Raw genomic sequence first — 26,122 nt, 5'->3', positions numbered from 1 at the left:
CGTGCCGCAGATCTCAGACAGATGTATGAAGGGCCCTCCGGGATGCGCGACAATGCCCGGGTGACGCCGGAAAGCTCAAGCCCCCATCCCGTGGGGGACTACCAGGACCTCGTCGACGAGATCTCCGCGCTGCTCGGCGCCCCGGCGACGCTGGAGAACCGCGACTTCGAGCTGATCGCCTTCGGCGCGTACGACAGCGAGGGCGAACTCGATCCGTCGGCCCTGGACCCGGTCCGCACCCGCTCGATCCTGACCCGCCGCTCGACGACGGCGGTACGGGAGTGGTTCGAGGGCTTCGGCATCACCCGGGCGACGGGCCCGGTCCGGATCCCTCCGACACCGGAGGCGGGGGTGCTCCGGGGGCGGGTCTGCCTCCCCGTACGCCATCGAGGAGTCGTCCTCGGTTACGTCTGGCTGCTGGACGGCGACCCGGGGCCGACCGCCGCCCAGCTGTCCGCCGCCATGGCGGTGACCTCGCGCATCGGCGCCCTCCTCGCGGACGAGGCGCAGGCCGGCGCCGATCTCACCCGGGAGCTGCGCGCGGTCCTGACCGCCGAGCGCGACTGGGAGCGCGACATGGCCGTGGCGGAGCTGCGCGCGGCCCTCGGCCCCCGCGGCGACGGCGTCCACACGCTGGTGTGCGTGGCCCCCTGGCCGTACACCGACCCGGACGACGCGCCGTCCTTCCGTACGGTGCCGGGGGCGACCGCGCTGTGCACGGTGCCGTGGGGCGCGGCGGGCCAGGGCCTGGCCCTGCTGGTACGGCTCCGCTCGGCGGACACTCCGGCCCCGGCGCTCACCGCCGCCGCCCGGCTGCTGGAACGCGCGGGCGCGCACGCGGCGGCGGGCGTCTCGGGGGCCCGCGCGGGCCTCGCCGAACTGGGCACCGACTGGCGGGAGGCCTCAGCGGCCGCCCGGGCGGCGCTGGCCGAGCCACGGCTGGGCCCGATCGCCGAGTGGCGTTCCATCGGCCCGTACCGGATGCTGACCGCGCTGCCTCCCGGCCTCCCCCAGGATCCGTCCGTCCGCGCCCTCCTCGGCCCCGCCCACCGTGAGCTGGCCCGCACCGCCGAGGTCTTCCTCGACCACGCGGGTCAAGCCGGGCGCACGGCGGCCGAGTTGGGCATCCACCGGCAGACCCTCTACTACCGGCTCTCCCGCGTCGAGCAGCTCACGGGCCTGCGGCTGGCCGACGGCGAGGACCGGCTGCTGCTGCACATGGCGCTGAAGGGGGCGCGGTTGTAAGGGGCACACGGCCGTGAAGGGGCGCCGCGGTGAGGGGGCGCGGCGGTGAGGTCTTCCGGGAACGTCAACTCACCTGTATGAGCGGGAACAGCACGCTGAGACGCGGCAGACGGCGGTGCGACTGCTCGTCGTCGCGGGCGTCCCAGCGTTCGCCGGCCGGGTCCGTGAGGTCGGCGTCGCCGCCGACGAGGTTCTCCAGCGCGTCGTAGAAGTCATCCTCCGTGCGACCCGTGACGTGTTCCCAGGCCCGCACGGCGACATAGTCCAACTCCTCCCACTCCAGCACCTCCTCGTCCTCCCAGTCCTGCGGCGGCCGGCCCGCGAGCCGCCGCACCCCGGGCACGTCGGCCAGGGAGTCGGGGTCACGGACGGCCCGGTCGAACGCGTCCCTGCCCAGGCCGACCAGCCAGAGCCGGAAGTAGAAGAAGGTGTCGTCGGAGCACCAGCCCATGATCCGGTCGGCCGCGCCCCACAGGTCCCAGGTGAGCGTGGGGGCCAACACGCGGTCCAAGCCCTCCTGGAACCGCAGGAGTTCGTTCCCCGACCGGGCCCTCAACCGCTCGCACAGCCACTCCAACCGCTCGTCGGGGTCCGGTGTCGCCCGTCGGCAGTCCTCGATCACGTCCCAGAAGGTCTCGTCGTCCACGTCCCCACCATGACAGGGGGCACTGACAACGCGGCCGACCTGCGGTTCCGGGCAAGGACCGGGCCGGAAGGCGGGGCACGTGGCGGCTTACCGGTGGCGCAAACCACTCTTCTGAAAATGATTGTCATCGTGTTACGGTCAGGCCCGTTGAATCTTTGACCACGCCCTTACTCGGAGTGTCCCGTGCGCGTCCCGGCCCGTTTCGTCCCGCTCACCGCGGTCACCACCGCGACCTCGGCCCTGCTCACGGGCTGTTTCTCGGCAACGGGCCCAGAGGACGCCGGGAGCGAGGGCAAGCGGATACGTATCGCGATGATGCTGCCGCCCCGCTCGGGCCTGTCGCCGCTCTCCGACGACGCGTTCAAGCTGTCGCGCTGGTCGACCGCCGAGACCCTGGTGAAGCTGAACGCCGAAGGGGACGCGCAGCCCGCGCTCGCCACCGACTGGAAGCGCTCGGGCAAGAAGTGGACGTTCACGATCCGGCAGGGTGTGACGTTCCACGACGGTACGAAGCTCACCGGTGCGGCCGTCGTCAACTCCCTCACCGAGGCGGCCACCGCCTCCCCCAAGCCCCGCATCCTCGACGGCGTGGACCTGACGGCGAAGGCCGACGGCGACACCGTCACCGTCACCACGGCGGTGGAGGACCCCTTGGTCCCGCAGCGCCTCAGCTCGCCGCAGCTGTCGATCCTCGCGGCGAAGGCGTACAAGGGGAAGACGGTGAACCCGCTCGGCGCCGGCACCGGCCCCTTCGAGCTGACCGAGGTCAACGGCACCGCCTCCGCCGCCCTCGACCGCTACGACGACTACTGGGGCGACAAGGCCAAGGCCCCCGGCATCGACGTGAAGTTCGTGCCGGACGGCACCGCCCGCGCCGCCTCCCTGCGCACCGGCGAGGCCGACATCGTCGAGGCGGTCCCGGTGTCGCAGGCCGCCGTGCTCGACCAGGACCTGATCACCGAGGTCCCGATGCCCCGCACCAACACCCTCTACCTGAACACCGAGAAGGGCGTGTTCAAGGACGCCTCGCTGCGCGCCGCCGCCCGCGAGGCCGTCGACGCCGAGTCGATCGTGAAGGGCGTGTACGAGGGGCGGGCCGACGTGGCGAAGGGGCTGCTGGGGCCCGCGCTGCCCTGGGCCGCCGACCTGCGCTCGACGGTCGAGCGCGCCAAGGCCGGTGCCCCGTCCGGAAAGTCGATCACCATCGGCACCTTCACCGACCGCGCCGAGCTGCCCGAGGTCGCCGCCACGCTGCAACAGCAGCTGCAGAAGGCCGGGTTCAAGGTGAAGCTCGACGTGCGCGAGTACGCCAACATCGAGTCCGACGCACTCGCGGGCGAGTTCGACGCCTTCATCCTCTCCCGGGCCACCGTCCTCGACTCCGGCGACCCGGCCGCGTACCTCTACAGCGACTTCGCCTCCGACGGCTCCTTCAACATCTCCCAGCTTGCGGACAAGACCGTCGACGCGGCCCTCGACCGGGCCTCCGACACGGCCGCCGGTGACGCCCGCCGCAAGGCGGTCATCGAGGCCGAGGCCGCCGTCCTCGGCACCGACGCGGCCGTGCCGATGCTCCACGAGCGCGTCATCCAGGGCGACGCGGCCGGAGTCGTGGACGCGGCCCACGACCCGCGCGAGCGGGAGCTGGTCACGGCGGACACCTACGTCAAGTGAGCACGTCCGCAGGGGAACCGACGGAGGCGACGCGCGGCGCTCGCGTCGCGGGGAACGCGGGCGCGGGCGCGGGGAGCGTGGGCCCGGGGAGCGTGGGCGTCGAGAAGGTGACGGTCGGGAGGCAGGAGAACCGCGCCGTGGCGGACCTGGGCGAGGCCGCCCGGGACGGCCGGACCGCGGGTGAGCCGGCCGGAACAGCGGGTGAGGACCGTTCGGCGGCGGGAGCTGTCGGCTCACCGGCGGCGTCCGACGGGACGGCGCACGCGGCCCCTTCTCCGGTGGAGTCCGCCGAAACGCCGCACGTGGACCTGCCTACGGCGAGGCCGGTCGAAACGGTGCGACGGGGCCGACGCAGCCGGGAGTCCGGGCCTGGGCGGCTGCAACGCCTCGTCGGACCCGTCATCGGTCCCGCCGGGCTCACCCGTCTCGGCTGTCTCGTCGGGGTGCTGGCCGTCGTCGGGCTGTTGCCGTGGCTGTCGGGGCGTGACCCCGCGCTGACCGTGCTGCGTGCACGGTCGGCCGAGCAGGAGGCGACGCCCGAGGCTCTGGCCGCGATCCGCGAGGACCTGGGCCTCGGTGCGGGCCCCCTCTCCCTGTTGGGGAACTGGGCCTCCGGGCTGCTGCGCGGCGACCTCGGCACGTCCTGGGTGTCCGGCACGGACGTGCTGCCCTCGGTCGTCTCCGGCCTCCAGGTCTCCCTCGCCCTGATGGGCACCGCCTTCGCCGTCGCACTCCTGCTGGCCTGCGCGCTGGTCGCCCCGGTGCTCGTACGGGGCCGGGGATCGGCCGGCGCGTTCGCCGCGATGCTCGCCGCCGTCCCCGAGTTCCTGCTGGCCACGGTGGCACTGCTGATCTGCGGGGTCTGGCTGGGCTGGCTGCCGACGTCCGGCTGGGCGGGCCCGCAGTACCTGGTGCTGCCCGCGATCGCCCTCGGTGTCCCGGCCGGCGGTCTGCTCGGCCGTCTGGTCGCGGACGCGCTGCCGGCCGTGCTCGACGAACGCTGGGTGGAGCTGTGGCGGGGCGCGGGCGTGAGCCGGGCCCGTGTCGCGGCGGCCGCGCTGCGCCGCGTACTGCCGCCCCTGGTACCGCAGTTCGGCATGGTCGCCGTCGGCCTCACCGGCGGCGCGGTCGCCGTGGAGATGGTGTTCGCGGTGCCCGGCATCGGCCGTACCGCCCTGGGCGCGGCCAAGTCCCAGGACCTCCCCCTCCTCCAGGGCGCGGTTCTCGCCCTCCTCGCCCTGGGCCTGGTCGCGGGCGCCCTGGCCGCCCTCGCCCGGCGCCGCCTGCTCGGCCCCGCCCTGCGCGACGCGGGCCTCACCCTGCCGCCGGCCCGGCCGGTCCGTGTCCACCCCGCGGTACCGCTGACCCTGGCGGCCGTCCTCCTGGTCACCATCGGCTGGGGTCTGCTGCGCGACCCGTACACCGTGGACACCACCGCCCGCCTCCTCCCCCCGTCGTGGGCGCACCCGCTCGGGACGGACGGGCTCGGCCGCGACGTCCTGGCCCGACTCGGCCACGGCGCGGCCGCCACCGTCGGCACGGCGACGGCGGTCTGCGCGCTGAGCCTCCTCGTCTCCCTGGCGCTCGGCTTCCTCCCCCGGGTGGCGGCGGGCGCGGCGGACATCGCCAACGCGCTGCCCCCGGTGATCGTCGGCATCCTGGTCGCCGCGGTGGCCGGTCCCGGCACGGGCGGCGCGGCCCTCGCCGTGGCCCTGATCTCCTGGCCCGCCCTGTCCGCCCACGCGGCGGCCCTGGTGCAGGAGGTCCGCGCGTCCGCGTTCCTGACCGCCCAACGGGCCATCGGCGCGAGCCCGTGGTGGATCCTCACCCGGCACGTCCTCCCGTCGGTCGCCGCGCCCGTGGCCCGGCACGCCGTCCTGCGCCTGCCGGGCATCGCCCTGGCCCTCGCGTCCCTGGGCTTCCTGGGTCTCGGAGCGCAACCGCCCACCCCGGAGTGGGGCCTGCTCCTGGACGAGTCCCGCGCGTACGTGGAACGCGCGCCGTGGGCAGCCCTGGCACCGGCGGTCGCCCTCGCCCTGCTCGCCGGTATCGCGGTGTCCGGGGCGGCGTACGCGCAGTCGCGGACGGGGCGCCGCCAAACGCGCAGACCCGCTCGTGCGCACAGGGGAAAGGTGAAGGGTTCCATTGAAGTCTCAGCCAAGGTCTGAAGTGACGCCGAACTCCTCCATGCCGACGGCATCCGACGTGCCGGCGGCGTCTCCCGTGCCGCCGGAGACCGACGCCCTGCTCTCGGTCCGTGATCTGCGGATCGCGTTCGGCGGAGTCGAGGTCGTACGCGGGCTGTCCTTCGACGTCCGGCCGCGCGAGGTGCTCGCCCTGGTCGGCGAGTCGGGCGCCGGCAAGTCCCTCACGGCCCGGGCGCTGCTCGGGATGCTGCCGGTGGGTGCGACGAGCAGCGGAACCGTGCGGCTGCGCGGGGACGCGGATCTCGCCGCCCAGCGGGGCCGGCGTATCGCCCTGATCCCCCAGGACGCGTTGTCGGCGCTCTCCCCCGTGCACCCCGTGGGCGACCAACTCGCCGTGGCCGTAAGGTCGGTGGCGCGCGTCTCCCGCAAAGAGGCCCGCGCCCGGGCGGTCGCCGCGCTCGACGGGGTGGGCATCCCCGACGCCGCGCGCAGGGCGCGGGCGTATCCGCACGAGTACTCCGGCGGTATGCGCCAGCGGGCCGTGATCGCCATGGCGACGATCAACGAACCGGACGTCGTCGTCGCGGACGAGCCCACGACCGCGCTCGACGCGGAACTCCAGGAACAGGTGCTGCGGGTCCTCGCCGCGCAGCGGGAGGCGGTCGGCGCCGCGCTCGTGCTGGTCACCCATGACCTCGGCGCGGTCCGGGAGCACGCCGACCGCATGCTGGTCATGTACGCCGGGCGTCAGGTCGAACAGGGCCCGGCGGCGGCCGTGTGGGACCGCCCCCTGGCGCCGTACACGGCGGGCCTGCTCGCCTCGCTGCCGCCGGACGAAGCCGACCGCGACGGTGAGGGCGAGGGCGCGCGCCCGCCGGTCGGCGTCACCGTCGGCTGCCCTCCGTCCCCGGCTCCCCGCCCGCCCCCGACGCTCTCCCCGGGCTGCGCCTTCGCGCCGCGCTGCCCCCTCGCCGAGGACCGCTGTCGGGGTGAGGAACCGCAGCCGTGGCCGGCCGCGGCCGGCCATGAGGTCTCCTGCCACCGTTGGGACGAAGTCCCGCACCCCGCGACCGAGTTGTTCCTGGAGCCCGCGTGAACCCGACCACCCCCCTGCTCGACGTGCGCGACCTGGTCGTCCGCTACGGACCGGTCACCGCCGTCGACCGGGTGTCCTTCGCGGTGAAGGCGGGCGAGACCCTGGCCCTGAACGGCCCCTCCGGCTGCGGAAAGTCCTCCACGGTCGGCGCCGTGCTCCTCCTGCGCCGCCCGGACGGAGGCGAAGTCCACTTCGAGGGGAGGGAGTTGACGTCGCTCACCGAGCGCGAGCTGCGGCCGCTCCGGCCCCGTATGCAGCCGGTCTTCCAGGACCCGTACGGCTCGCTCAGCCCGCGCCACCGCGTCCGGGAAGCGGTGGCGGAACCCCTGCGCGTCCAGGGCCGCTGGGACGCCACGGGCCCCGCCCGGGTCGCCGCGCTCCTGGACCGGGTGGGTCTGAACCCGGCCCTCGGCGACCGCTTCCCGCACGAGTTGTCCGGCGGTCAGTGCCAACGAGTGGGCATCGCACGGGCGTTGGCGTCCGAGCCGCGTCTGCTGGTCCTCGACGAGCCGGTGTCCGCACTGGACCCCTCCATCCGGGCCGGTGTCCTCAACCTGCTGGCCGACCTCCAGGACGAGCTGAACCTCGGGTACCTCTTCATCTGCCACGACCGCGCGGTCGTACGCCATTTCGCGGACCGTTCGGTGGAGATGCGCGCGGGCCGGCTGGTGCCGGCGTAGTCACTCCCCGCGCGTCGCCGCGATGACCCGGAGGAGGCCCTCGGCGAGTTCGTCGGCCTCGGGGGCACTCGGCGGGTCGAAGGTCCACTGGGCGATCAGACCCGTCATCAGGGTCACCAGGAACTTCCCGAGGGTGTCCACGTCCTTCTCCGGGACGTCCTCCTCCCGGCCGCCCATGAGCATCGGGATCAGACCGCGCCCGGCCTCCCGCTGCGCCAGCGCCAGGTGGTCGCGGACCTCGGGCAGCTGGTCGCCCATGGCGATGATCTCCATGCTGAGCCGCCACATCGAGCCCGGCTCCCGCATGGTGTCGATGACGTTCGCCCACACCTCCCGGAACCGCTCGATCGAGCCCGGTTCGGTGCCGCTCGGCGCGCGCTCCCCCTGGTCGAAGGCCACGGAGACATCGCCGACCAGGGACACGTACGCCTGCGCCAGCAACGCGTCCTTCGAGCCGTAGTGGTAGCCGATCGACGCCAGGTTCGTCCCCGACTCCTTGACGATGTCACGTGCCGTCGTCCGTACGAAACCCTTCGCCAGCAGGCAGCGCTTGGCGCCTTCCAGCAGATCCTCACGATGTCCCATGCGCCCCAGCCTAGCCGGGTATTCATACGACCGTCCCACACGAACGTCCCATACGAACGTTTTAAACAGGCGTACTAGACGAGCGTATAAAACACTCGTACAGTCCCCTCCATGACGACGAACCCCGTGATCCCGGCTCCCGCCCGGCGCGCAGGCCGCCGCGAATGGACCGCCCTCGGCGTCCTGATGCTGCCGCTGCTGCTGGTCTCGATGGACGTGTCGGTCCTGTACTTCGCGATCCCCGCGATCAGCACCGATCTGGAGCCGAGCGGCACCCAGCAGCTGTGGATCTTCGACATCTACGCGTTCGTGCTGGCCGGACTGCTGATGACGATGGGCTCGCTGGGCGACCGCATCGGGCGCCGCCGAATGCTGCTGATCGGCGCCGCCGCGTTCGGTGCGGCCTCACTGGTGGCCGCGTACGCGAACAGCGCCGAGACACTGATCGCGGCCCGTGCCGTCCTCGGCATCGGCGGCGCCACCCTGATGCCCTCGACGATGGCGCTGACCCGCACGATGTTCACCGACCCCGGCCAGCGGGCGACCGCGATCGCCATCTGGTCCGGGGTGATGACCGGGGGCGTCGCGCTCGGATCGGTGCTGAGCGGTGTCATGGTCGAGTTCTTCTGGTGGGGCTCGGTGTTCCTGGTGAATCTGCCCGCGATGGCACTGCTCCTGCTGCTCGGCCCGGTGCTCCTGCCCGAGTCGAAGGACCCCGCGCCCGGCCGATTCGACCTGCTCGGTGTCCCGCTGTCACTGGCGGCCGTCCTGCCGGTCGTCTACGGCCTCAAGGAGATCCCCTCGGAGGGCTGGAACGTCCGGAACGTGGTCGTCCTGACCGTCGGCCTGCTCTTCGCGGCCCTCTTCGTCCACCGCCAGCGCACGGTGCCGTCCCCGATGATCTCCCCTGCCCTGTTCCGTGGTCGCGGCTTCACCCCGGCGGTCGCCCTCAACCTGCTCGCGGCCTTCGGCATGATGGGCTCGGCGTACTTCACCACGCAGTACCTCCAGTCGGTGCTCGGCAAGAGCGCGCTGGAGGCGGCGTTGTGGGGGCTGCTGCCCTCGGTTCTCGTCGGTGTGGCCGCGCCCGTCGCCACGCGTCTCGTGCGGCGGGGCGTGGACCGGGCGTACGTGGTGGCCGCCGGCTTCACCACCGCCGCGAGCGGCTACGGCCTCCTGGCCGCCGCCGGACCGGACTCCCTGTGGCTGGTCCTGGCCGGGGCCGGGGTGCTGGCCGCCGGCATCGTGACGGTGATGTCGCAGATGACGGACCTGGCCCTCGGCACCGCCCCCGTCGAACGCGCGGGCTCCGCCTCGTCGCTCCTGGAGACCGGGCAGGAGTTCGGCGGCGCACTCGGCATGGCCGCTCTCGGCTCCATCGGCACGGCCGTCTACCACCACGAGATCCCGGCGTCGGCGCCCGCCCCGGCCCGCGAGACGCTCGGGGGCGCGCTCGCCGTAGCCGAGCAACTGCCCGGCGCCGCGGGCGAGTCGCTGGCGGCCGCGGCCCGCGCCGCGTTCACCGCCGGTATGCAGGGAGCGGCGGTCGCGGGGGCCGTCGTCCTGGTGACCGCCGCGGTCCTCGCGGCGGCGGCTCTGCGCGGCGTGCGGGCGAGAGACCACGAGGCACCCACCGGCCCGGGCGGGAAAGGCCCCGCTCCGGCCACGCGCGCCCGCACGACCGGCGTGGACGCGCCCTCGGCCGCCCGGAACTGAGAACGACCGGCCCCGCCCGTCCCGAGGTGAGAACGACCGGGGCCCGGCCACCCGAAGGTGGCCGGGCCCCGGCCTCACACCTTTGCGAGACTCAGACCAGGTTCACCGACCGCGCCGACGTCGCCCCGATCTCCTCGGCCACCTCGGCGAGCACCGCCGGCGGAACCGTGTCGTCCACGGTCAGCACCGCCAGCGCCTCCCCACCGGCCGTGGACCGCGCGACCTGCATCCCGGCGATGTTGATACCGGCCTCACCGAAGACGCGCCCCACGGTGCCGACGACACCGGGACGGTCCACGTAGCTGAGGACGACCATGTGGTCGGCGAGGGCGAGGTCCACGTCGTACTCACCGACCGCGACGATCTTCTGGTGGTGCTTCGGCCCGGCCAGCGTGCCCGAGACCGACACCTCCTCGCCGCTGCCGAGCGTGCCGCGCACGGTGACGACATTGCGGTGGTCGGGCGACTCGGAGCTGGTGGTCAGCCGCACCTCGACGCCACGCTCCTGCGCGAACAGCGGGGCGTTGACGTACGACACCGTCTCGTCGACGACGTCCTCGAAGACGCCCTTGAGCGCGGACAGCTCCAGCACCTTCACGTCGTGCTGGGTGATCTCGCCGTACACCTCGACGTCGAGGCGGACCGCGACCTCACCGGCGAGCGCGGTGAAGATCCGGCCGAGCCGCTCGGCGAGCGGCAGACCCGGCTTGACGTCCTCGGCGATGACACCGCCCTGGACGTTCACCGCGTCCGGGACCAGCTCACCGGCGAGGGCGAGGCGCACCGAGCGCGCCACGGCGATGCCCGCCTTCTCCTGGGCCTCGTCGGTGGAGGCGCCGAGGTGGGGGGTGCAGACGACCTCGTCCAGCTCGAACAGCGGCGAGTCGGTGCAGGGCTCCTTGGCGTACACGTCGAGGCCCGCGCCCGCGACCCGGCCCTCCTTGAGCGCCGAGTACAGCGCGGCCTCGTCGACGATCCCGCCGCGCGCGGCGTTGACGATGCGCACCGAGGGCTTCACCTTCTGCAGCGCCTCGGCACCGATCAGGCCGACCGTCTCGGGGGTCTTCGGCAGGTGGACGGTGATGAAGTCGGAGACCTCAAGGAGATCGTCCAGCGAAAGAACCTTCACGCCCATCTGCGCGGCCCGCGCGGGCTGCACGTAGGGGTCGTAGGCGACGACCTTCATGCCGAAGGCGGACATGCGCTGGGCCACCAGGGCACCGATGCGGCCGAGGCCGACGACGCCGAGGGTCTTCTCGGCCAGCTCCACGCCGGTGTACTTGCTGCGCTTCCACTCGCCGTTCTTCAGCGCCGTGTTCGCCTGCGGGATGTGGCGGGCGGTGGCGAGGAGCAGACCGCAGGCCAGCTCGGCGGCGGTCACGATGTTCGAGGTGGGGGCGTTGACGACCATCACGCCGGCCTTGGTGGCGGCGGAGACGTCCACGTTGTCCAGGCCGACGCCGGCGCGCGCGACGACCTTCAGCTTCTTCGCGGCGGCGATCGCCTCGGCGTCGACCTTGGTGGCCGAGCGGATCAGGATCGCGTCGACGTCGGCGATGGCCGGAAGCAGTTCGGCTCGGTCCGCTCCGTTGACGTTCCGGATCTCGAAGTCCGGGCCCAGCGCGTCGACGGTGGCGGGCGACAGCTCTTCAGCGATCAGTACGACTGGTTTCGAGCTCACGTGAGTCCTCACAAGTCCAATGCTGCGGACGGCCGTCCCGACGGCCGCAGGCGGTGGAGGGTGGTGTCCGCGTGGAAGACGCACGACGCTGTGGGCCCGACGCGTATGTAGTGCTGCAGTGTAGTGGCGTCGGGAGCATCGCCTCACGCCACCGCGGAAGGATCACCCGGACGTGAATCAAGGCCGGCCATGGCACCGGGTGAACCCCGCCACGGCCGGCCTCACAGGATCAGGCCTCTTCGTCGTTGACCCACGACATGAGCTTGCGCAGCTCCTTGCCGGTGGTCTCCAGCAGGTGCTCGGAGTCCTGGGTCTTGTACTCGTTGTACTTCTTCAGACCGCCGTGGTACTCGTCCATCCACTGCCGCGCGAAGGTGCCGTCCTGGATCTCGGCGAGGACCTTCTTCATCTCGGCCTTGGTGGCGTCCGTGATGATCCGCGGGCCGGTGACGTAGTCGCCCCACTCGGCGGTCTCGGAGATCGACCAGCGCATCTTCTCCAGGCCGCCCTCGTACATGAGGTCGACGATCAGCTTCAGCTCGTGCAGGCACTCGAAGTACGCGATCTCCGGCTGGTAGCCGGCCTCGGTCAGCGTCTCGAAGCCCGCCTTCACCAGCGCGGCCGTACCACCGCAGAGAACCGCCTGCTCACCGAAGAGGTCGGTCTCCGTCTCCTCGGTGAAGGTGGTCTTGATGACGCCGGCGCGGGTGCCGCCGATGCCCTTGGCGTACGAGAGCGCCAGCGCGAACGCGTTGCCCGTGGCGTCCTGCTCGACGGCGGCGATACACGGAACGCCGCGGCCCTCCTCGTACTGGCGGCGGACCAGGTGGCCCGGGCCCTTGGGGGCGACCATGCAGACGTCGACGCCGGCCGGGGGCTTGATGAAGCCGAAGCGGATGTTCAGGCCGTGGCCGAAGAACAGCGCGTCGCCGTCCTTGAGGTTGTCCTTGATGTGGTCCTCGTAGACCTGGGCCTGGATCGGGTCCGGGACGAGGATCATGATGACGTCGGCCTCGGCGGCGGCCTCCGACGGGGTCACCACGCGCAGGCCCTGCTCCTCGGCCTTCGCCTTGGACTTGGAGCCCTCGTGCAGACCGACGCGGACGTCCGCGCCCGAGTCGCGCAGGGACAGCGCGTGGGCGTGGCCCTGGCTGCCGTAGCCGATGACCGCGACCTTGCGGCCCTGGATGATGGACAGGTCGGCGTCAGCGTCGTAGAACAGCTCGGCCACTTTGGGTTCTCTCCTTGAGTGCAGGTGTTGCGTCCCACCGTATGACGGCGGGCGGAATGAAGGTCTGCGGGTCTCGGCATACGGGCGGCCGCGCGTCGTCGGCCGCCCGTCTCGTGCGTCAGGCCGATCGGTCCAGGGCGCGCAGCGAGCGGTCCGTGATCGAACGGGCACCGCGGCCGATGGCGATCGTGCCGGACTGGACCAGCTCCTTGATGCCGAACGGCTCCAGCATCTTGAGCATGGCGGTCAGCTTGTCGCTGGACCCGGTGGCCTCGATGGTGACGGCCTCCGGGGAGACGTCGACGGTCTTGGCGCGGAACAGCTGGACGATCTCGACGATCTGGGAGCGCGTCTCGTTGTCGGCGCGCACCTTCACCAGAACGAGTTCCCGCTGAACGGCGGAGCCCGGTTCCAGTTCGACGATCTTCAGGACGTTGACGAGCTTGTTGAGCTGCTTCGTCACCTGCTCCAGGGGCAGTTCCTCGACCACCGTCACCACGATGGTGATGCGGGAGATCTCGGGGTGCTCGGTGACACCGACCGCGAGCGAGTCGATGTTGAAGCCGCGGCGGGAGAACAGGGCGGCGATCCGGGCCAGGATGCCGGGGGTGTTCTCCACCAGGACGGAGAGCGTGTGCTTGGACATGGTCGGGTTCCTTTACCTACGGCTCTCAGTCGTCTTCGTTGTCGCCGAAGTCGGGGCGGACGTCCCGGGCGGCCATGATCGTGTCGTTGGAGGTGCCGGCGGCGACCATCGGCCACACCATCGCGTCCTCGTGCACGACGAAGTCGACGACGACCGGGCGGTCGTTGATCGAGTTCGCCTCCTCGATGACCTTGTCGAGGTCGTCCGGGGACTCGCAGCGGATGGCGTAACAGCCCATGGCCTCCGACAGCTTGACGAAGTCGGGGACGCGGGTGCCGCGGGCGTTGGGGTTGATGTCGTCCGGACCGCTGTGCAGCACGGTGTTGGAGTAGCGCTGGTTGTAGAACAGCGTCTGCCACTGGCGCACCATGCCGAGGGCGCCGTTGTTGATGATGGCGACCTTGATCGGGATGTTGTTCAGGGCGCAGGTGGTCAGTTCCTGGTTGGTCATCTGGAAGCAGCCGTCGCCGTCGACCGCCCAGACGGTCCGGTCCGGGGCGCCGGCCTTGGCACCCATGGCGGCCGGCACCGCGTACCCCATCGTTCCGGCGCCGCCGGAGTTCAGCCAGGTGGCGGGCTTCTCGTACTGGATGAAGTGGGCGGCCCACATCTGGTGCTGGCCGACGCCCGCCGTGAAGATCGTGCCCTCGGGCGCGAGCTGACCGATGCGCTCGATGACCGCCTGCGGGGAGAGCGAACCGTCGGCGGGCTGGTCGTAGCCGAGCGGGTAGGTCTCGCGCCAGCGGTTGAGGTCCTTCCACCAAGCGCTGTAGTCGCCCTGTCCGCCCTGTCCGCCCTCGCTGTGCTCCTTCTGCACCGCCTGGATGAGGTCGGCGATGACCTCGCGGGCGTCACCCACGATCGGCACGTCGGCCGCACGGTTCTTGCCGATCTCCGCCGGGTCGATGTCCGCGTGGACGATCTTGGCGAACGGCGCGAAGCTGTCCAGCTTGCCGGTGACCCGGTCGTCGAAGCGGGCGCCGAGCGCGACGATCAGGTCGGCTTTCTGCAGGCCGGTGACCGCGGCCACCGAGCCGTGCATACCGGGCATGCCCAGGTGCTGCGGGTGGCTGTCGGGGAACGCGCCGAGCGCCATCAGCGTGGTGGTGACGGGGGCGCCGGTCAGTTCGGCCAGCACCTTCAGCTCGGCCGTGGCCCGCGCCTTGAGGACACCGCCGCCGACGTACAGCACGGGCCGCTTGGCGGCGGTGATCAGCTTGGCGGCCTCGCGGATCTGCTTGGCGTGCGGCTTGGTGACGGGCCGGTAGCCGGGCAGGTCCATGGCGGGCGGCCAGCTGAAGGTGGTCTTCGCCTGGAGGATGTCCTTGGGGATGTCGACCAGGACCGGGCCGGGACGGCCGGTGGAGGCGATGTGGAACGCCTGCGCGATGGCCTTGGGGATGTCCTCCGCCTTGGTGACGAGGAAGCTGTGCTTGGTGATCGGCATGGTGATGCCGACGATGTCCGCCTCCTGGAAGGCGTCCGTACCGATCGCCTTCGACACGACCTGTCCGGTGATCGCGACCAGCGGGACGGAGTCCATGTGCGCGTCCGCGATCGGGGTGACCAGGTTGGTGGCGCCCGGCCCGGACGTCGCCATGCACACCCCGACCTTGCCGGTGGCCTGCGCGTAACCGGTGGCCGCGTGGCCGGCGCCCTGCTCGTGGCGGACCAGCACGTGCCGCACCCGCTTGGAGTCCATCATCGGGTCGTACGCCGGCAGGATGGTGCCCCCGGGGATGCCGAATACGGTGTCGGCCCCGACCTCCTCAAGCGAGCGGATGAGGGACTGCGCACCCGTGACGTGCTCGACGGGGGTGGTCGGTCCTCCGGATCGGGGCCGCGGCTGCGGATGGTGGGCCCCGGTGGCCTGCTCGGTCATCGGCATTCTCTTCTCGATGCTGAGGGTGTTTTGCGAGGTTCGTGCGGTGTGCGGCTCACGCCGACTGGTGCCCGTGCAACAAAAAACCCCTCCTTGCCACGAGGCAAGCGAGGGGAGCGCGTCGGGTACGGTCGCTGGGGATTCCGGATCGCCGTCCGGTGGGTCCCAGCTTCAGCCGACGCGCTTTCCAAGTACGAGGATTCGGGTGCGCATGGCACTGACCCTCTCCCTCGCGCGCACCACGTGTCAAGCGGGTGGGACGGGAGTCTCATTATGTGAGCGAAGGGCACTTCCGCCTCCGTAGACAGCGGGTACACCACTTGTGTACACCCCGCGCCCCGCCATGCCCGCTCACCCCCGACACGTCCCTCGGGCTCTCTCGCGCCACCCGCGAACGCCGGTTCGGCGGGCCCTCCGGGCACCGGGTAGTGCCCGAGGGAGAGGGCCCGGCGGAGCCGGTACTCGTCCAGCGGTCCGGAGAAGGCCGCGCCCTGGCCGTGGGTGCAACCCATGGCGCGCAGGACCACCACCTGCTCGGGCAGGTCGACGCCGTCGGCGACGGACTGGAGCCCCAGGTCGTCGGCGATACGCAACAGCCCCCGGGTGATCTTGTGCAGTCGGGTGGACTCCACGATGCCCTCGACGAGGCTTCGGTCCAGCTTCAATACGTCGACCGGGAGCCGGCGCAGTGCCGTGATGGCCGCGTGGCCGCTGCCGAGGCCGTCCAGGGCGACCCGGATCCCGAGCCGCCGCAGATGGTGCAGGCGGCGCTCCAGTTCGTCGAGCGGGCCCTTGAGCTCGGTGTCGGAGAGCTCGACCACCAGGGAGCCGGAGGGCAGTCCGTGGCGGGTCAGGAGCGCCTCCACCGAGCCCGGGGGCAGCGAGCGGTCCAGCAGGCGCCGGGCGCTCATCCGGACGGACACCGGGACGTTGAGGCCGTTGGTGAGGCGGTCGGCGGCCTGCTCGACGGCCTGTTCCAGCATCCAGCGGCCCAGTTCGGCGGTCTTGTCGCTGCCCTCGGAGACCCGCAGGAACTCGGCGGGCGTGAACAGCACACCCTGGGACGAGCGCCATCGGGCCGCCGTGGCGACCGACGAGATCCGGCCGGTCTCCAGCTCCACGACGGGCTGGTTCAGCAGCATGAACTCGCCGTCGTGCAGCGCGGCCCGCAGCCGGGTGGCCAGCTCGGCCTTGCGAACGACGTCCTGCTGCATCTGCGGCTTGTACAACTCGACGCGGCCCTTGCCGGACGCCTTGGCCCGGTACATGGCGAGGTCGGCGTTGCGCAGCAGCTCGCCCGCGCCGAGGCCGGGCTCGGCGAAGGAGACCCCGATGGAGGCGGCCACCCGGACGTCGTTGCCGTCGATGGTGTACGGCTGCGAGAGGGCGACCCTGAGCCGGTCGGCGAGCTCCAGGATGTGCTGTTCCCGGGCGGCGCGGTCGCGGGACCCGTCACCGACGATCAGGGCCGCGAACTCGTCCCCGCCGAGGCGGGAGGCGGTGTCCCCCTGCCGGACGGCGTCCTGGAGTCTGCGGGCGGCCTGGACGAGCAGTTCGTCCCCGGCCTGGTGCCCGATGGTGTCGTTGACGGCCTTGAACCCGTCGAGGTCGATGAAGAGGACCGCGGTGTTGCGCAGGGCTACGCCCCGGTCGGAGGAGCGGCGGCCGGAGAGGGCCTGCTGGACACGCTTGGTGAACAGGGCGCGGTTGGGCAGGTCGGTGAGCGGGTCGTGCTCGGCGTTGTGCTGCAGCTGGGCCTGCAGGCGCACTCTTTCGGTCACGTCCCGGCTGTTGAAGATGAGGCCGCCGTGGTGGCGGTTGACCGTGGACTCCACGTTCAGCCAGCCTCCCCCGCTCCCGGCCTCGCTCGACCGGGAGGTGCCCCCGCCGCCGGCCTTGAACCGGCACTCGATACGGGTGGTGGGCTCCTCTGCGGGGTCGGCGGCGAGGAAGCGGCGCACCTCGTGGACCACGCAGCCGAGGTCCTCGGGGTGGATGATCGAGGCCAGCTCCTTGCCGACGAGATCCTCCGCGGGGCGTCCGTAGACCCCGGCGGCGGCCGGGCTGACGTAGCGCAGGATGCCGTTCGGCGCGGCGATCATGATGACGTCGCTGGAGCCCTGGACCAGGGAGCGGAAGTGGTTCTCCTTCTGGGCCAGTTCCTGGGTGAGGGTGATGTTGTCCAGAAGCATGATGCCCTGGCGGACGACGAGGGCGAGCACGACGGTGCAGGCGGTGATGAGCACCACGCGGTCGACGCTGCGGCCGTTGAGGACGTTGTAGAGGATGCCCAGGGTGCAGACGGCGGCGGCCAGGTACGGAGTGAGCGCGGCCAGGGATCCGGCGATGGGGCGGTTGGCCGGATAGCGACTGTGACCTCCTCCCTGGAGGAGCACATGGACGTGCCCTCCCTGAGCGCCGTCGTGCCGGTGGCCCGGCTGCGCCTCGTGGCGGTGTGCCGCGCGCACGTCGGGCCGCTGGCCGGGGATGTGCTCGTGCACCACGCGCCCGTGCCCGCCCTCGTCCGTCTGTCCACCGCGCTGGCCGGTCCAAGGGGCGTAGGCGAGGAGCAGGGAGCCCGCGAACCAGCCGGCGTCGAGGAGCTGACCGGACTGGTAGCTGGTGTGCACCAGGGGCGAGGTGAACAGGGCGTCGCACATCACGGTGAGCGCGAGGGCGCCGATCGCCGTGTTGACCGCGGAGCGGTGCATCGAGGACCGGCGGAAGTGCAGGGCGAGCACCATGCTGACCAGGGCGATGTCGAGCAGCGGGTAGGCCAGCGAGAGCGCGGTGTGCGCGGTGTTGGAGTCCTCCAGCTGCGCGTTCTGGGCGAGCGCGAGGCTCCAGGAGAGGGTGACCAGGGAACCGCCGATGAGCCAGGAGTCCAGGACGAGGCAGACCCAGCCGGCCTTGGTCACCGGCCTCTTGGCCAGCACCAGCAGGCCGACGATGGCGGGTGGCGCGAAGCAGAGGAAGAACAGGTCCGCGTAGCTCGGCTCGGGCACGGGCCGCTCCAGGACGACCTCGTACCACCCCCAGACGCCGTTGCCCAGGGCCGCCATCGCGGAGGAGAGGGCGAACAGCAGCCAGGCGGGTCGAAAGCGGCTGCGGCGGCTGCGCGCGTAGCGGAAGCAGGAGACGGCCGCGGCCCCCGCGGCGGCGCTGAGCCCGAAGTCGCCCATGAAGAGGGCGACTTTCTCATTGCCCCAGCCGAACGCGGCACCGACGGCGTAGGCCGCGCAGAGCAGGGCGAGGACGAGCTGGGCCCGCAGGCTCGCGCCGCCACGGCGGGGCGACCGCCCGCCGGTCGACTGCGCCCCGGACAGCGGCCTGGCGGCCCGGAGCGTGCGGTCCAGCGTGGAGGCGGTGGTCGGGCGGGTGCTCACGGGGTCTCCCCGGTGAGCACCACTCCCGTGTCCCGCCGGTCGCGCTGCGTCGGGTGCGTGTGCTTTCTGCGGCTGCTGTGCCTGCGGTACTGACCGTGACCGCCGCGACCGCCGTGGCTCCCGTGCGGGTGCCTCCGCGTCGCAGCTCGCCAGGGCCGCCGTCGGCGGCTCCGCCGCGTCGGATCGTTCGTCCATAGGCCGTGCATCGCCCGTCGCCCCCCTCGCTGTCTCAAGTCCGTCCCCGGCGCCGAACGATGCGCGGCGCAGCCCCTGTCGGGGACGATACACCAGTCTCGTCACTCAGGGACATAGTCCCTCTACGCTCAGTGAGCATCTGCGGCAAAACGAGCACGTTCCGCTTCCGAAGGAATGCGGAGGGTGCCCGAAGTGGATTACGCGTCGTCCGTCTCGCCTGTCGTAAGGACCACGTTGCGCAGTGGCTCCCGGTTCACGAAACGCCCCAACTGGTCCACCAACAGCCTTTTGGCACGCGGCAGGAAGGCCGACGTGGGGCCGCCGACGTGCGGGCTGATGAGCACCCCGGGCGCGCGCCAGAGCGGGTGCCCGGGCGGCAGCGGCTCGGGGTCGGTGACGTCGAGCGCCGCGGTGATCCTGCCGTTGTCCAGTTCCGCCAGCAGTGCCTTGGTGTCGACGACGCCTCCGCGGGCAACATTCACCAAGAGGGCCCCGTTCTTCATATGGGCCAGGAAATCGGCGTTGACCAGGCCTTTCGTCTGTTCCGTGAGAGGCGTGGACAGGATCACGACATCCGCCTGCGGCAGCAGGGAGGGCAGTTCGGTGAACGAATGCACCGGTCCGCGCGCCGTGGTGCGCTCAGAGCGCGCGACGCGCGCCACCCGCGCCACCTCGAAGGGTACGAGCCGTTCCTCGATGGCGGCGCCGATCGCGCCGTAACCGACGATCAGCACGGTCCTGTCGGCGAGCGCGGGGCGGAAGTCGCCCGTCCAGCGCTCCTGTTGCTGGGCCCTGACGAAGTCGGGGACGCCGCGCAGCGAGGCGAGGGTCAGGGTGAGCGCGAGTTCGGCCGTGCTGGCCTCGTGCACTCCGCGGGCGTTGCACAGCTGGACACCGGGAGCGACCACCGACAGCCGGGCGGTGATGTCGTCGACCCCCGCGGTGAGCGTCTGGACGACCCGCAGGCTCCGCATGGACGCCAGCGGGTTGCCCGCCACTCCCCGGCGCTTCATGTAGGGGACCACGTAGAGGACGCAGTCGGCGGGGTCGCCCGGGTAGGGCTGTGTGCCGTCCTCGCCCCCGTCCCAGAAGAGGTAGTTGGGGCCCTGCGGGAGCCCTTCGATCTCGTCCGGCGGGATGGAGAGCCACACGTCGGCGGTCACGTCCGGGACCGGGTGGGCAGTCGCGTCAGCAGTCATGCTCCGGAGGCTATGTCAGGTACCCGCTACGGCAGAGGTTAGGTTGGGGGTTCGGGAGAGGGAGGGTCACGACCAGGTGGAGCGCAGGACGATCGGCGCGGCGACGCTCGAGGTGGGGGCCGTAGGACTCGGGTGCATGCCGATGAGCTGGGCGTACACCGGGTCACGGCAACGGGGCGACGAGTCGATGCGGACGGTGCACCGGGCCCTCGACCTCGGCACCACACTGCTGGACACGGCCGACATGTACGGCCCCTTCACCAATGAGCTGCTGGTGGGCCGGGTACTGAAGGAGCGCCGCGCGGAGGCCTTCGTCTCCACCAAGGTGGGCCTGCTGGTGGGCGAGCAGCACATCGTGGCCAACGGCCGTCCCGGCTATGTGAAGCGTGCCTGTGACGCCTCCCTGCGCCGGCTCCAGACCGATGTCATCGACCTCTACCAGCTCCATCGGGCGGACCCCGAGGTGCCCGTGGAGGAGACATGGGGTGCGATGGCGGAACTCGTACAGGCCGGGAAGGTGCGGGCGTTGGGCCTCTGCGCGGTGGGCGCGCGGGCGGGCCGGCGGCCGGGGGCGGGCGTGCACGACACCACGCTGCGCCAGCTCCAGCGGGTCCAGCAGGTCTTCCCGGTGAGCGCGGTGCAGGCGGAGTTGTCGGTCTGGTCGCGGGAGGCCCTGGACACCCTCCTCCCCTGGTGCGTGGCCCGCGGCATCGGTTTTCTCGCTGCCATGCCTCTGGGGAACGGTTTCCTCACCGGCACCCTGACACCGGGCGGGGGCTTCGAGCCGGACGACCTCCGTGCCCGCCACCCCCGCTTCACCGCGGAGATGATGGCGGCCAACCAGCCCCTCGTCGTCGGCCTGCGCCGGGTCGCGGCCCGGCACGGGGCGGAGGTGACCCCGGCCCAGGTCGCCCTGGCCTGGATCCTGTCCCTCGGGCCCCATGTGGTCCCGGTGCCGGGCACGAAGCAGGCGCGGTGGGTGACGGAGAACGCGGCGGCCCACGCGCTGCGCCTGACCCCGGAGGACCTGGCCGAGGTGGCGGGCCTTCCGCCCGCGCGGGGATCCTGGGACTGAGGCCCACCCCGGGCCTGGCATCGGCATCGGCATCGGCATCGGCATCGGCATCGGCATCGGCATCGGTGAAAGATCCGCTGGTTCGGGCGGAGGTGGAACTTGTGGGGCACTCGCGGTGTAAGACAAGTAGAAGTTCCACGCCGAAGGGATCGTGATGGTGCAACGTCGAGTGGTGACGGCCGCGTTGGCCGCAGCCGTGCTCCTGGTGACGACCGGCTGCTCCTCCGAGGACGGAGAGAAGCCGGACGCGGCCGGCAGCTCACCCCCGAGCAGCAGCAGTGCCGGTTCGTCCCCGCCCGACCGGGCGGCGGACGAGGCGCCCCCGGCGAAGGGCTCGGTGAAGGTCGTCCGCACCGTCGCCGAGGATCTCGACACCCCCTGGGGCCTCGCGCCCCTCCCCGAGGGCGGCCTCCTCGTCTCCTCCCGTGACGAGGCCACGATCAGCAGAATCGACGAGAAGACCGGCAAGCGGACCGAGCTCGGCGAGGTGCCCGGCGTCGCCCCGGCGGGCGAGGGCGGCCTCATGGGCATCGCCGTCTCCCCGGAGTACGCCTCCGACCACATGATCTACGCGTACTTCACCTCGGAGTCCGACAACCGCATCGTGCGGATGCTGTACAACCCCGAGAAGCCGGCCGGCGAACAGCTCGGCGCCCCCGACACCATCCTCCGCGGCATCCCCAAGGGCACCAACCACAACGGCGGCCGCCTCGCCTTCGGCCCCGACCGGATGCTGTACGCGAGCACGGGCGAACGGTACGAGGGCCCCCTGGCCCAGGACAAGAAGTCCCTCGGCGGCAAGATCCTCCGTATGACCCCGGAGGGACAGCCCGCTCCGGGCAACCCCTTCGACGACTCCGTCGTCTACTCCTACGGCCACCGCAATGTCCAGGGCCTCGCATGGGACTCCGAACAGCGCCTGTTCGCCTCGGAGTTCGGCCAGAACACCTGGGACGAGCTGAACCACATCCGCCCCGGTGGGAACTACGGCTGGCCGGAGGTGGAGGGTGAGGGCGGCGAGTCCGGCTATGTCGACCCGGTGGCCGTGTGGAGCACGGAGGAGGCCTCCCCGAGCGGGATCGCCATAGCGGAGGGTTCGGTCTGGATGGCGGGCCTGCGCGGCCAGCGGCTGTGGCGCATCCCCCTCGACGGCACCGAGACCGCCGCCGAGCCGCAGGCCTTCCTGGAGGGCGACTACGGCCGACTCCGCACCGTGGTCTCCGCCGGCGGTGACAAGCTCTGGCTGGTGACCAGCGAGACGGACGGCCGTGGTTCCCCGGAGGAGGGCGACGACAAGATCCTGGAGCTGGAGGTGACGTAGGCCTCCCCCTACTCCTCGGCCGCCGTGCCGGACTCGGCCTCTTTTTCCACGGGCTCGGGCGGGCGTACGACGACCTTCCCGGACGCGAGGTCTATCGGTCCGCGTCCCGGATCGTTGTCCCCGACGTCCTCGCGGGTCAGTGCCAGCCGGTTCTCCTCGTCACGGGTGTGCTTGCGGCCAGGTGCGAACAGTTCCTCGAAAGCGTTGAACACCGTGTTCCCTCCCCAGGGCCACGAGGCGGCGGGCGGTCGGTCCCGGTCGAACAGCGGAGCCTCGGCGGTCCTCCCCACCATCATCGCGCTGCCAGCCGTTCTCCGGCCCCCGCCGGAGCCAGTCCGACACGATGGGCCACCGCCGCCGCCTCGCCCCTGCTGGAGACGCCCAGCTTGGCGAGGATGTTGGAGACGTGGACGCTCGCCGTCTTCGGGGAGATGAAGAGTTCCTCGGCTATCTGGCGGTTGGTGCGGCCGACGGCCACCAGGCGGAGGACGTCGTCCTCCCGGTCGGTGAGGCCGAGCGCGGCCACGGGGTCGGCGGGGTGAGAGCCGGCTCGGGGGCGCGGCTCAGGGCGAGGCGGGCCCGGCGGGCGAGGAGGGCGACCTCGTCGGCTAGGGGCGGGCGCCGAGATGGTCGCGACGGCGGCGGCCAGCCGCAGGAGTTCCGTCGCGCGGTCCCGGGCCTCGTCGTCGGTGCCGTCGGCCAGCAGGGCCTCGGCGAGGCGGTGCCGGACGCGGGCGAGGTCGTAGGGCCGCTCCAGGGGCTCGAAGGCGGTGACGACGTCGGACCAGACGTCGGGGGCCGTCGTGCCCTCGGCGCGCTGGAGCTCGGCTCGCACCCAGCACTCGTGGGCGAGCCAGATCGGTGAGCCGATGGTGAGCTTCTTGACCGCGGTGAAGATCCGGTCGAGGACCTCAGCGCGGCCGGGCCCGGCGGCCGCCAGGGCGCGGGCGTCGGCCTCGGCGGTGGCGGCGGTGAGCAGCAGGGGCCAGGCGTAGCGCTGGGTGCCGACGGCGAAGCCGGTGTCGAGGACGCGGGTCAGTTCCGTGCGGGCGTCCATGAGTCGGCCCTCGGCGGCGGCGATGCCGAGGGCGAGGAAGGAGAGCGGCAGGTCGTTCTGGGGCATGGGGTTGTGGTGACCGTAATGGCCGCGGGCGGCGGCCAGTTGGCCGCGGGCCTCGGCGACGTCGCCGCGGGCGAGGGCGACGGAGGCGTGGATGAGGGTGCTGAGGCCTCGGGGCTTGTGGCTGGAGACGACGTTCTGGGCCTTCCGCACCGCTTCCAGGGCCTCGTCCCATCGGCCCAGGGAGAGCAGGGACTCGGCGAGGTTGCCCCAGACCCAGGCCTCGGACTCCAGCAGGCCGCGGCGTCGGGTGACGTCGATGCCTTCCTTCAGCAGGCGCACGGCTTCCTGGGAGCGGCCGATGCCCTCCAGGCAGGACGGGATGTTCACATAGGAGCGGCCGACGACGACGGCGGGGCCGCGTTCGAGGGCTCGGCGGCGGACCTCCTCCATCACCTCGATGCCCGTCTCGACGTCACCGGCGTCGACCATCAGGCCGCCGAGGGTGAGGCGGGCGTTGAGCTCGATGTCCTCGGCGCCCACCATGCGGGCGTAGTCGACGGCGCGCTGGGCGTCGGAGAGGGCGTCGGGGCCGGGGGCGTGCAGCATCGACCAGCCGGCCACCCGGGAGAGCACCTCGGCGTGCACCTCGGAGGGCGGCAGTCCGCGGACGAGTTCCTGGGCGGTGGCGAGTTCCTTCCAGCCGTCGCCCCGGGCGAGACCCTCGGTCAGCATGGAGCGCTGGACCCAGAACCAGGCGGTGCGCAGCGGGTCGCCCCCGTCCGCGAGCAGGTCCAGTGCGCGCCGGGTGATCCGCATGGCCCGTTCCCGCTCTCCGCACAGCCGTCCGGCGACCGCAGCCTCGGCCATGAGGTCGAGGTAGTGCAGCGGGGTGGTGGCGGGGTCGCAGCCGCAGGGCGGGTAGACCTCGGTGTAGTCGACGGGGCGGAGGGAGGCTCGTACGGGTTCGGGGGCGGTGTCCCAGAGCTCCATCGCCCGCTCCAGGAGGCGTAGTTGCTCGGCGTGGGCGTGCCGGGAGCGGGCCTCGGCGGAGGCGTCGAGGACGGCGGGCAGGGCCTTGGCCGCGTCGTGGGCGTGGTACCAGTAGCTGGCCAGGCGGGTGGCGCGGCCGTCGGTGGGGACGAGGGCCGGGTCGGCCTCCAGGGCCTCGGCGTAGCGGCGGTTGAGGCGGGAGCGTTCGCCGGGCAGCAGGTCGTCGCTGACAGCCTCGCGGACCAGGGAGTGGCGGAAGCGGTAGCCGTCGCCGCCGGGGGCGGCGAGCAGGATGTTGGCGCCGACGGCGGCCCGCAGGGCCTCGATGAGGTCGTCCTCGGGGAGCCCGGCGACGGCGGCGAGCAGGGCGTACTCCACGGTGGAACCGCCCTCGGCGACGATGCGGGCGATCCGCTGGGCGTCCTCGGGGAGCCGTTCGACGCGGACGAGGAGCAGGTCACGCAGGGAGTCGGTGAGGCCGGGGCAGCCGCCGTCGTGGACGGCGACGGCGAGTTCCTCGACGAAGAAGGCGTTGCCGTCGGAGCGGTCGAAGATCTCGTCCACGCGCTCCGGTTCGGGTTCGGTGGCGAGGATGCCGGCGAGTTGGTGGCCGACCTCGGCGCGGTTGAAGCGGCGCAGTTCGACGCGGCGGACGGTGCGCAGGCGGTCGAGTTCGGCGAGGAGGGGGCGCAGCGGGTGGCGGCGGTGGATGTCGTCGGAACGGTAGGTGGCGAGGACGACGAGGCGGCCGGTGCGCAGCGTGCGCAGGAGGTAGGAGAGGAGGTGGCGGGTGGAGGCGTCGGCCCAGTGCAGGTCCTCCAGGACGAGGACGATCGTGCGGTCGGTGGCGAGGCGTTCCAGCAGGCGGGCGGTGAGTTCGAAGAGGCGCGCGGTGCCCTCCTCGTCGTGCCGTGCGCGCGAGGTCTCGCCCAACTCGGGCAGCAGCCGGGCCAGTTCCTGTTCCTGGCCGGCGGCCGCGGTGGCCAGTTCGTCGGGCAGGCTGCGGCGCAGGGCGCGCAGCGCGGTGGAGAAGGGTGCGTAGGGCAGGCCGTCGGCACCGATCTCGACGCAGCCGCCGAGGGCGACGACCGCGCCCCCGCGCGCGGCCTCACCGGTGAACTCCTCGACCAGGCGGGTCTTGCCGACCCCGGCCTCCCCGCCGAGCAGCAGTGCCTGCGGGCCGCCGCCCCGCCGCCCCCGATTTCCCCGTCTCCCCGTTCCCCGCCGCGTTCGCGGCGCCTCCATCGGCGCGGGTCAATGCCTCGCGCAACACCTTCAGTTCGTCGGTACGCCCCACGAACACCGGACTGACGGACCTGGTCTCCACAGCGCCGAGCATCGCACGGCCCTCGGACACTCGGGCACCGAATTTTCCCGCAGCAGAGCCCGGGAAGTCCGGTTGCGGGGCGGCCGTGGGTGGTGCGGGGTCGCTCGCGCGGTTCCCCGCACCCCTCGGCGGCATGGGCTCACGCCCCATGTCCCCCACGCCCCGCGTTCACGCGGCGCGGAGGAAACGGAGCCTGCGTGGGCGTTCACCATGCCCTCCGTGTTCCGTGTCCCGTTCCTCGCGGCGGGCGCGGCGGGCCGCGCGGACCCGGCGGTACTGCTCGGCCTCGCGGATCAGCTCGGCGGAACGGATCTGCTGGAGCTCGTACTCGAACATC

Annotated in this window: 18 protein-coding genes and 1 pseudogene; 8 read left to right on the top strand and 11 right to left on the bottom strand. The window is 72.1% G+C overall.

Going from position 1 to position 26,122, the window contains the following annotated elements:
* Positions 1 to 42 precede the first annotated feature (42 nt).
* Positions 43 to 1,245, top strand: coding sequence for a CdaR family transcriptional regulator (locus tag E4N62_RS34045; RefSeq protein WP_230220653.1), 1,203 nt, complete (start codon positions 43 to 45; stop codon positions 1,243 to 1,245).
* Positions 1,246 to 1,309: 64 nt separating this feature from the next.
* On the opposite strand, the gene E4N62_RS34040 is transcribed toward E4N62_RS34045, so the two are convergent.
* Positions 1,310 to 1,891: a DUF4240 domain-containing protein gene (locus E4N62_RS34040; RefSeq protein ID WP_230220651.1), complete on the bottom strand. Its 582-nt coding sequence runs from the start codon at positions 1,889 to 1,891 to the stop codon at positions 1,310 to 1,312.
* Between the two features lie 183 nt (positions 1,892 to 2,074).
* On the opposite strand from E4N62_RS34040, the gene E4N62_RS34035 reads away from it, so the two are divergent.
* The 4 genes from E4N62_RS34035 (at position 2,075) to E4N62_RS34020 (ending at position 7,488) form a co-directional block, all read left to right on the top strand.
* Entirely contained in the window at positions 2,075 to 3,565 is a 1,491-nt protein-coding gene (locus tag E4N62_RS34035; RefSeq protein WP_230220649.1) for an ABC transporter substrate-binding protein, read from the top strand.
* Positions 3,566 to 3,966: 401 nt separating this feature from the next.
* Positions 3,967 to 5,733: an ABC transporter permease subunit gene (locus tag E4N62_RS34030; protein WP_374117137.1), complete on the top strand. Its 1,767-nt coding sequence runs from the start codon at positions 3,967 to 3,969 to the stop codon at positions 5,731 to 5,733.
* Positions 5,734 to 5,752: 19 nt separating this feature from the next.
* Positions 5,753 to 6,808 (top strand): ABC transporter ATP-binding protein, encoded by a 1,056-nt coding sequence (locus E4N62_RS34025; protein ID WP_230220647.1) that lies wholly within the window; start codon positions 5,753 to 5,755, stop codon positions 6,806 to 6,808.
* On the top strand, positions 6,805 to 7,488 hold the full coding sequence (locus tag E4N62_RS34020; RefSeq protein WP_230220645.1) for a dipeptide/oligopeptide/nickel ABC transporter ATP-binding protein: 684 nt from the start codon (positions 6,805 to 6,807) through the stop codon (positions 7,486 to 7,488). Before E4N62_RS34025 ends, E4N62_RS34020 begins: the two co-directional genes overlap by 4 nt.
* Here the strand turns inward: E4N62_RS34020 and E4N62_RS34015 are convergent, their stop codons facing one another.
* Positions 7,489 to 8,073, bottom strand: a complete 585-nt coding sequence (locus tag E4N62_RS34015) for a TetR/AcrR family transcriptional regulator (protein ID WP_230220643.1) — start codon at positions 8,071 to 8,073, stop codon at positions 7,489 to 7,491.
* 111 nt (positions 8,074 to 8,184) lie between these two features.
* On the opposite strand from E4N62_RS34015, the gene E4N62_RS34010 reads away from it, so the two are divergent.
* Entirely contained in the window at positions 8,185 to 9,789 is a 1,605-nt protein-coding gene (locus E4N62_RS34010) for an MFS transporter (RefSeq protein ID WP_230220641.1), read from the top strand.
* 91 nt (positions 9,790 to 9,880) lie between these two features.
* Here the strand turns inward: E4N62_RS34010 and serA are convergent, their stop codons facing one another.
* The 6 genes from serA to E4N62_RS33980 form a co-directional block, all read right to left on the bottom strand.
* On the bottom strand, positions 9,881 to 11,470 hold the full coding sequence (gene serA / locus E4N62_RS34005) for a phosphoglycerate dehydrogenase (RefSeq protein WP_230220639.1): 1,590 nt from the start codon (positions 11,468 to 11,470) through the stop codon (positions 9,881 to 9,883).
* Between the two features lie 229 nt (positions 11,471 to 11,699).
* Positions 11,700 to 12,701: a ketol-acid reductoisomerase gene (gene ilvC, locus E4N62_RS34000; RefSeq protein ID WP_230220637.1), complete on the bottom strand. Its 1,002-nt coding sequence runs from the start codon at positions 12,699 to 12,701 to the stop codon at positions 11,700 to 11,702.
* A gap of 118 nt (positions 12,702 to 12,819) precedes the next feature.
* Positions 12,820 to 13,347 (bottom strand): acetolactate synthase small subunit, encoded by a 528-nt coding sequence (gene ilvN, locus E4N62_RS33995; protein ID WP_184899728.1) that lies wholly within the window; start codon positions 13,345 to 13,347, stop codon positions 12,820 to 12,822.
* 25 nt (positions 13,348 to 13,372) lie between these two features.
* Positions 13,373 to 15,229, bottom strand: coding sequence for an acetolactate synthase large subunit (locus E4N62_RS33990; protein ID WP_230220635.1), 1,857 nt, complete (start codon positions 15,227 to 15,229; stop codon positions 13,373 to 13,375).
* A complete protein-coding gene (locus E4N62_RS33985; protein WP_374117121.1) occupies positions 15,226 to 18,615 on the bottom strand; it encodes a putative bifunctional diguanylate cyclase/phosphodiesterase in 3,390 nt (1,129 codons plus the stop codon). The genes E4N62_RS33990 and E4N62_RS33985 overlap by 4 nt, the downstream gene beginning before the upstream one ends.
* Positions 18,616 to 19,007: 392 nt before the next feature.
* On the bottom strand, positions 19,008 to 20,009 hold the full coding sequence (locus tag E4N62_RS33980; RefSeq protein WP_230220633.1) for a 2-hydroxyacid dehydrogenase: 1,002 nt from the start codon (positions 20,007 to 20,009) through the stop codon (positions 19,008 to 19,010).
* A 76-nt stretch (positions 20,010 to 20,085) separates the two neighbouring features.
* On the opposite strand from E4N62_RS33980, the gene E4N62_RS33975 reads away from it, so the two are divergent.
* Entirely contained in the window at positions 20,086 to 21,084 is a 999-nt protein-coding gene (locus E4N62_RS33975) for an aldo/keto reductase (RefSeq protein WP_230220631.1), read from the top strand.
* 154 nt (positions 21,085 to 21,238) lie between these two features.
* Positions 21,239 to 22,405 carry a sorbosone dehydrogenase family protein gene (locus E4N62_RS33970; RefSeq protein WP_230220629.1) on the top strand — a complete coding sequence of 389 codons (1,167 nt, stop codon included), beginning with the start codon at positions 21,239 to 21,241 and terminating at the stop codon, positions 22,403 to 22,405.
* A gap of 8 nt (positions 22,406 to 22,413) precedes the next feature.
* On the opposite strand, the gene E4N62_RS33965 is transcribed toward E4N62_RS33970, so the two are convergent.
* The 3 genes and pseudogenes from E4N62_RS33965 to E4N62_RS33950 all read right to left on the bottom strand — a co-directional run bounded on the left by E4N62_RS33965 (position 22,414) and on the right by E4N62_RS33950 (position 26,121).
* The gene (locus E4N62_RS33965; RefSeq protein ID WP_184899716.1) at positions 22,414 to 22,617 is read right to left on the bottom strand and encodes a DUF6191 domain-containing protein; all 204 of its coding nucleotides are present in this window, start codon (positions 22,615 to 22,617) and stop codon (positions 22,414 to 22,416) included.
* An 80-nt stretch (positions 22,618 to 22,697) separates the two neighbouring features.
* Positions 22,698 to 25,797: pseudogene (locus tag E4N62_RS48900) on the bottom strand (AAA family ATPase).
* Between the two features lie 156 nt (positions 25,798 to 25,953).
* A complete protein-coding gene (locus E4N62_RS33950) occupies positions 25,954 to 26,121 on the bottom strand; it encodes a hypothetical protein (RefSeq protein WP_230220627.1) in 168 nt (55 codons plus the stop codon).
* Position 26,122: the final 1 nt, after the last annotated feature.

Source organism: Streptomyces sp. MNU76, assembly GCF_020982545.1.
In the GTDB taxonomy this organism is placed as follows: domain Bacteria; phylum Actinomycetota; class Actinomycetes; order Streptomycetales; family Streptomycetaceae; genus Streptomyces.
This window is presented reverse-complemented; position numbering and strand designations above follow the sequence as displayed.

Bases quoted from the DNA above. Each gene is read 5' to 3' on its own strand.
- E4N62_RS33970 (WP_230220629.1), top strand. From the start codon at position 21,239: ATGGTGCAACGTCGAGTGGTGACGGCCGCGTTGGCCGCAGCCGTGCTC.
- E4N62_RS34015 (WP_230220643.1), bottom strand. From the start codon at position 8,073: ATGGGACATCGTGAGGATCTGCTGGAAGGCGCCAAGCGCTGCCTGCTG.
- E4N62_RS33980 (WP_230220633.1), bottom strand. From the start codon at position 20,009: ATGACTGCTGACGCGACTGCCCACCCGGTCCCGGACGTGACCGCCGAC.
- E4N62_RS34025 (WP_230220647.1), top strand. From the start codon at position 5,753: ATGCCGACGGCATCCGACGTGCCGGCGGCGTCTCCCGTGCCGCCGGAG.
- E4N62_RS34045 (WP_230220653.1), top strand. From the start codon at position 43: ATGCGCGACAATGCCCGGGTGACGCCGGAAAGCTCAAGCCCCCATCCC.
- ilvN (WP_184899728.1), bottom strand. From the start codon at position 13,347: ATGTCCAAGCACACGCTCTCCGTCCTGGTGGAGAACACCCCCGGCATC.
- E4N62_RS33950 (WP_230220627.1), bottom strand. From the start codon at position 26,121: ATGTTCGAGTACGAGCTCCAGCAGATCCGTTCCGCCGAGCTGATCCGC.
- E4N62_RS34010 (WP_230220641.1), top strand. From the start codon at position 8,185: ATGACGACGAACCCCGTGATCCCGGCTCCCGCCCGGCGCGCAGGCCGC.
- E4N62_RS33990 (WP_230220635.1), bottom strand. From the start codon at position 15,229: ATGACCGAGCAGGCCACCGGGGCCCACCATCCGCAGCCGCGGCCCCGA.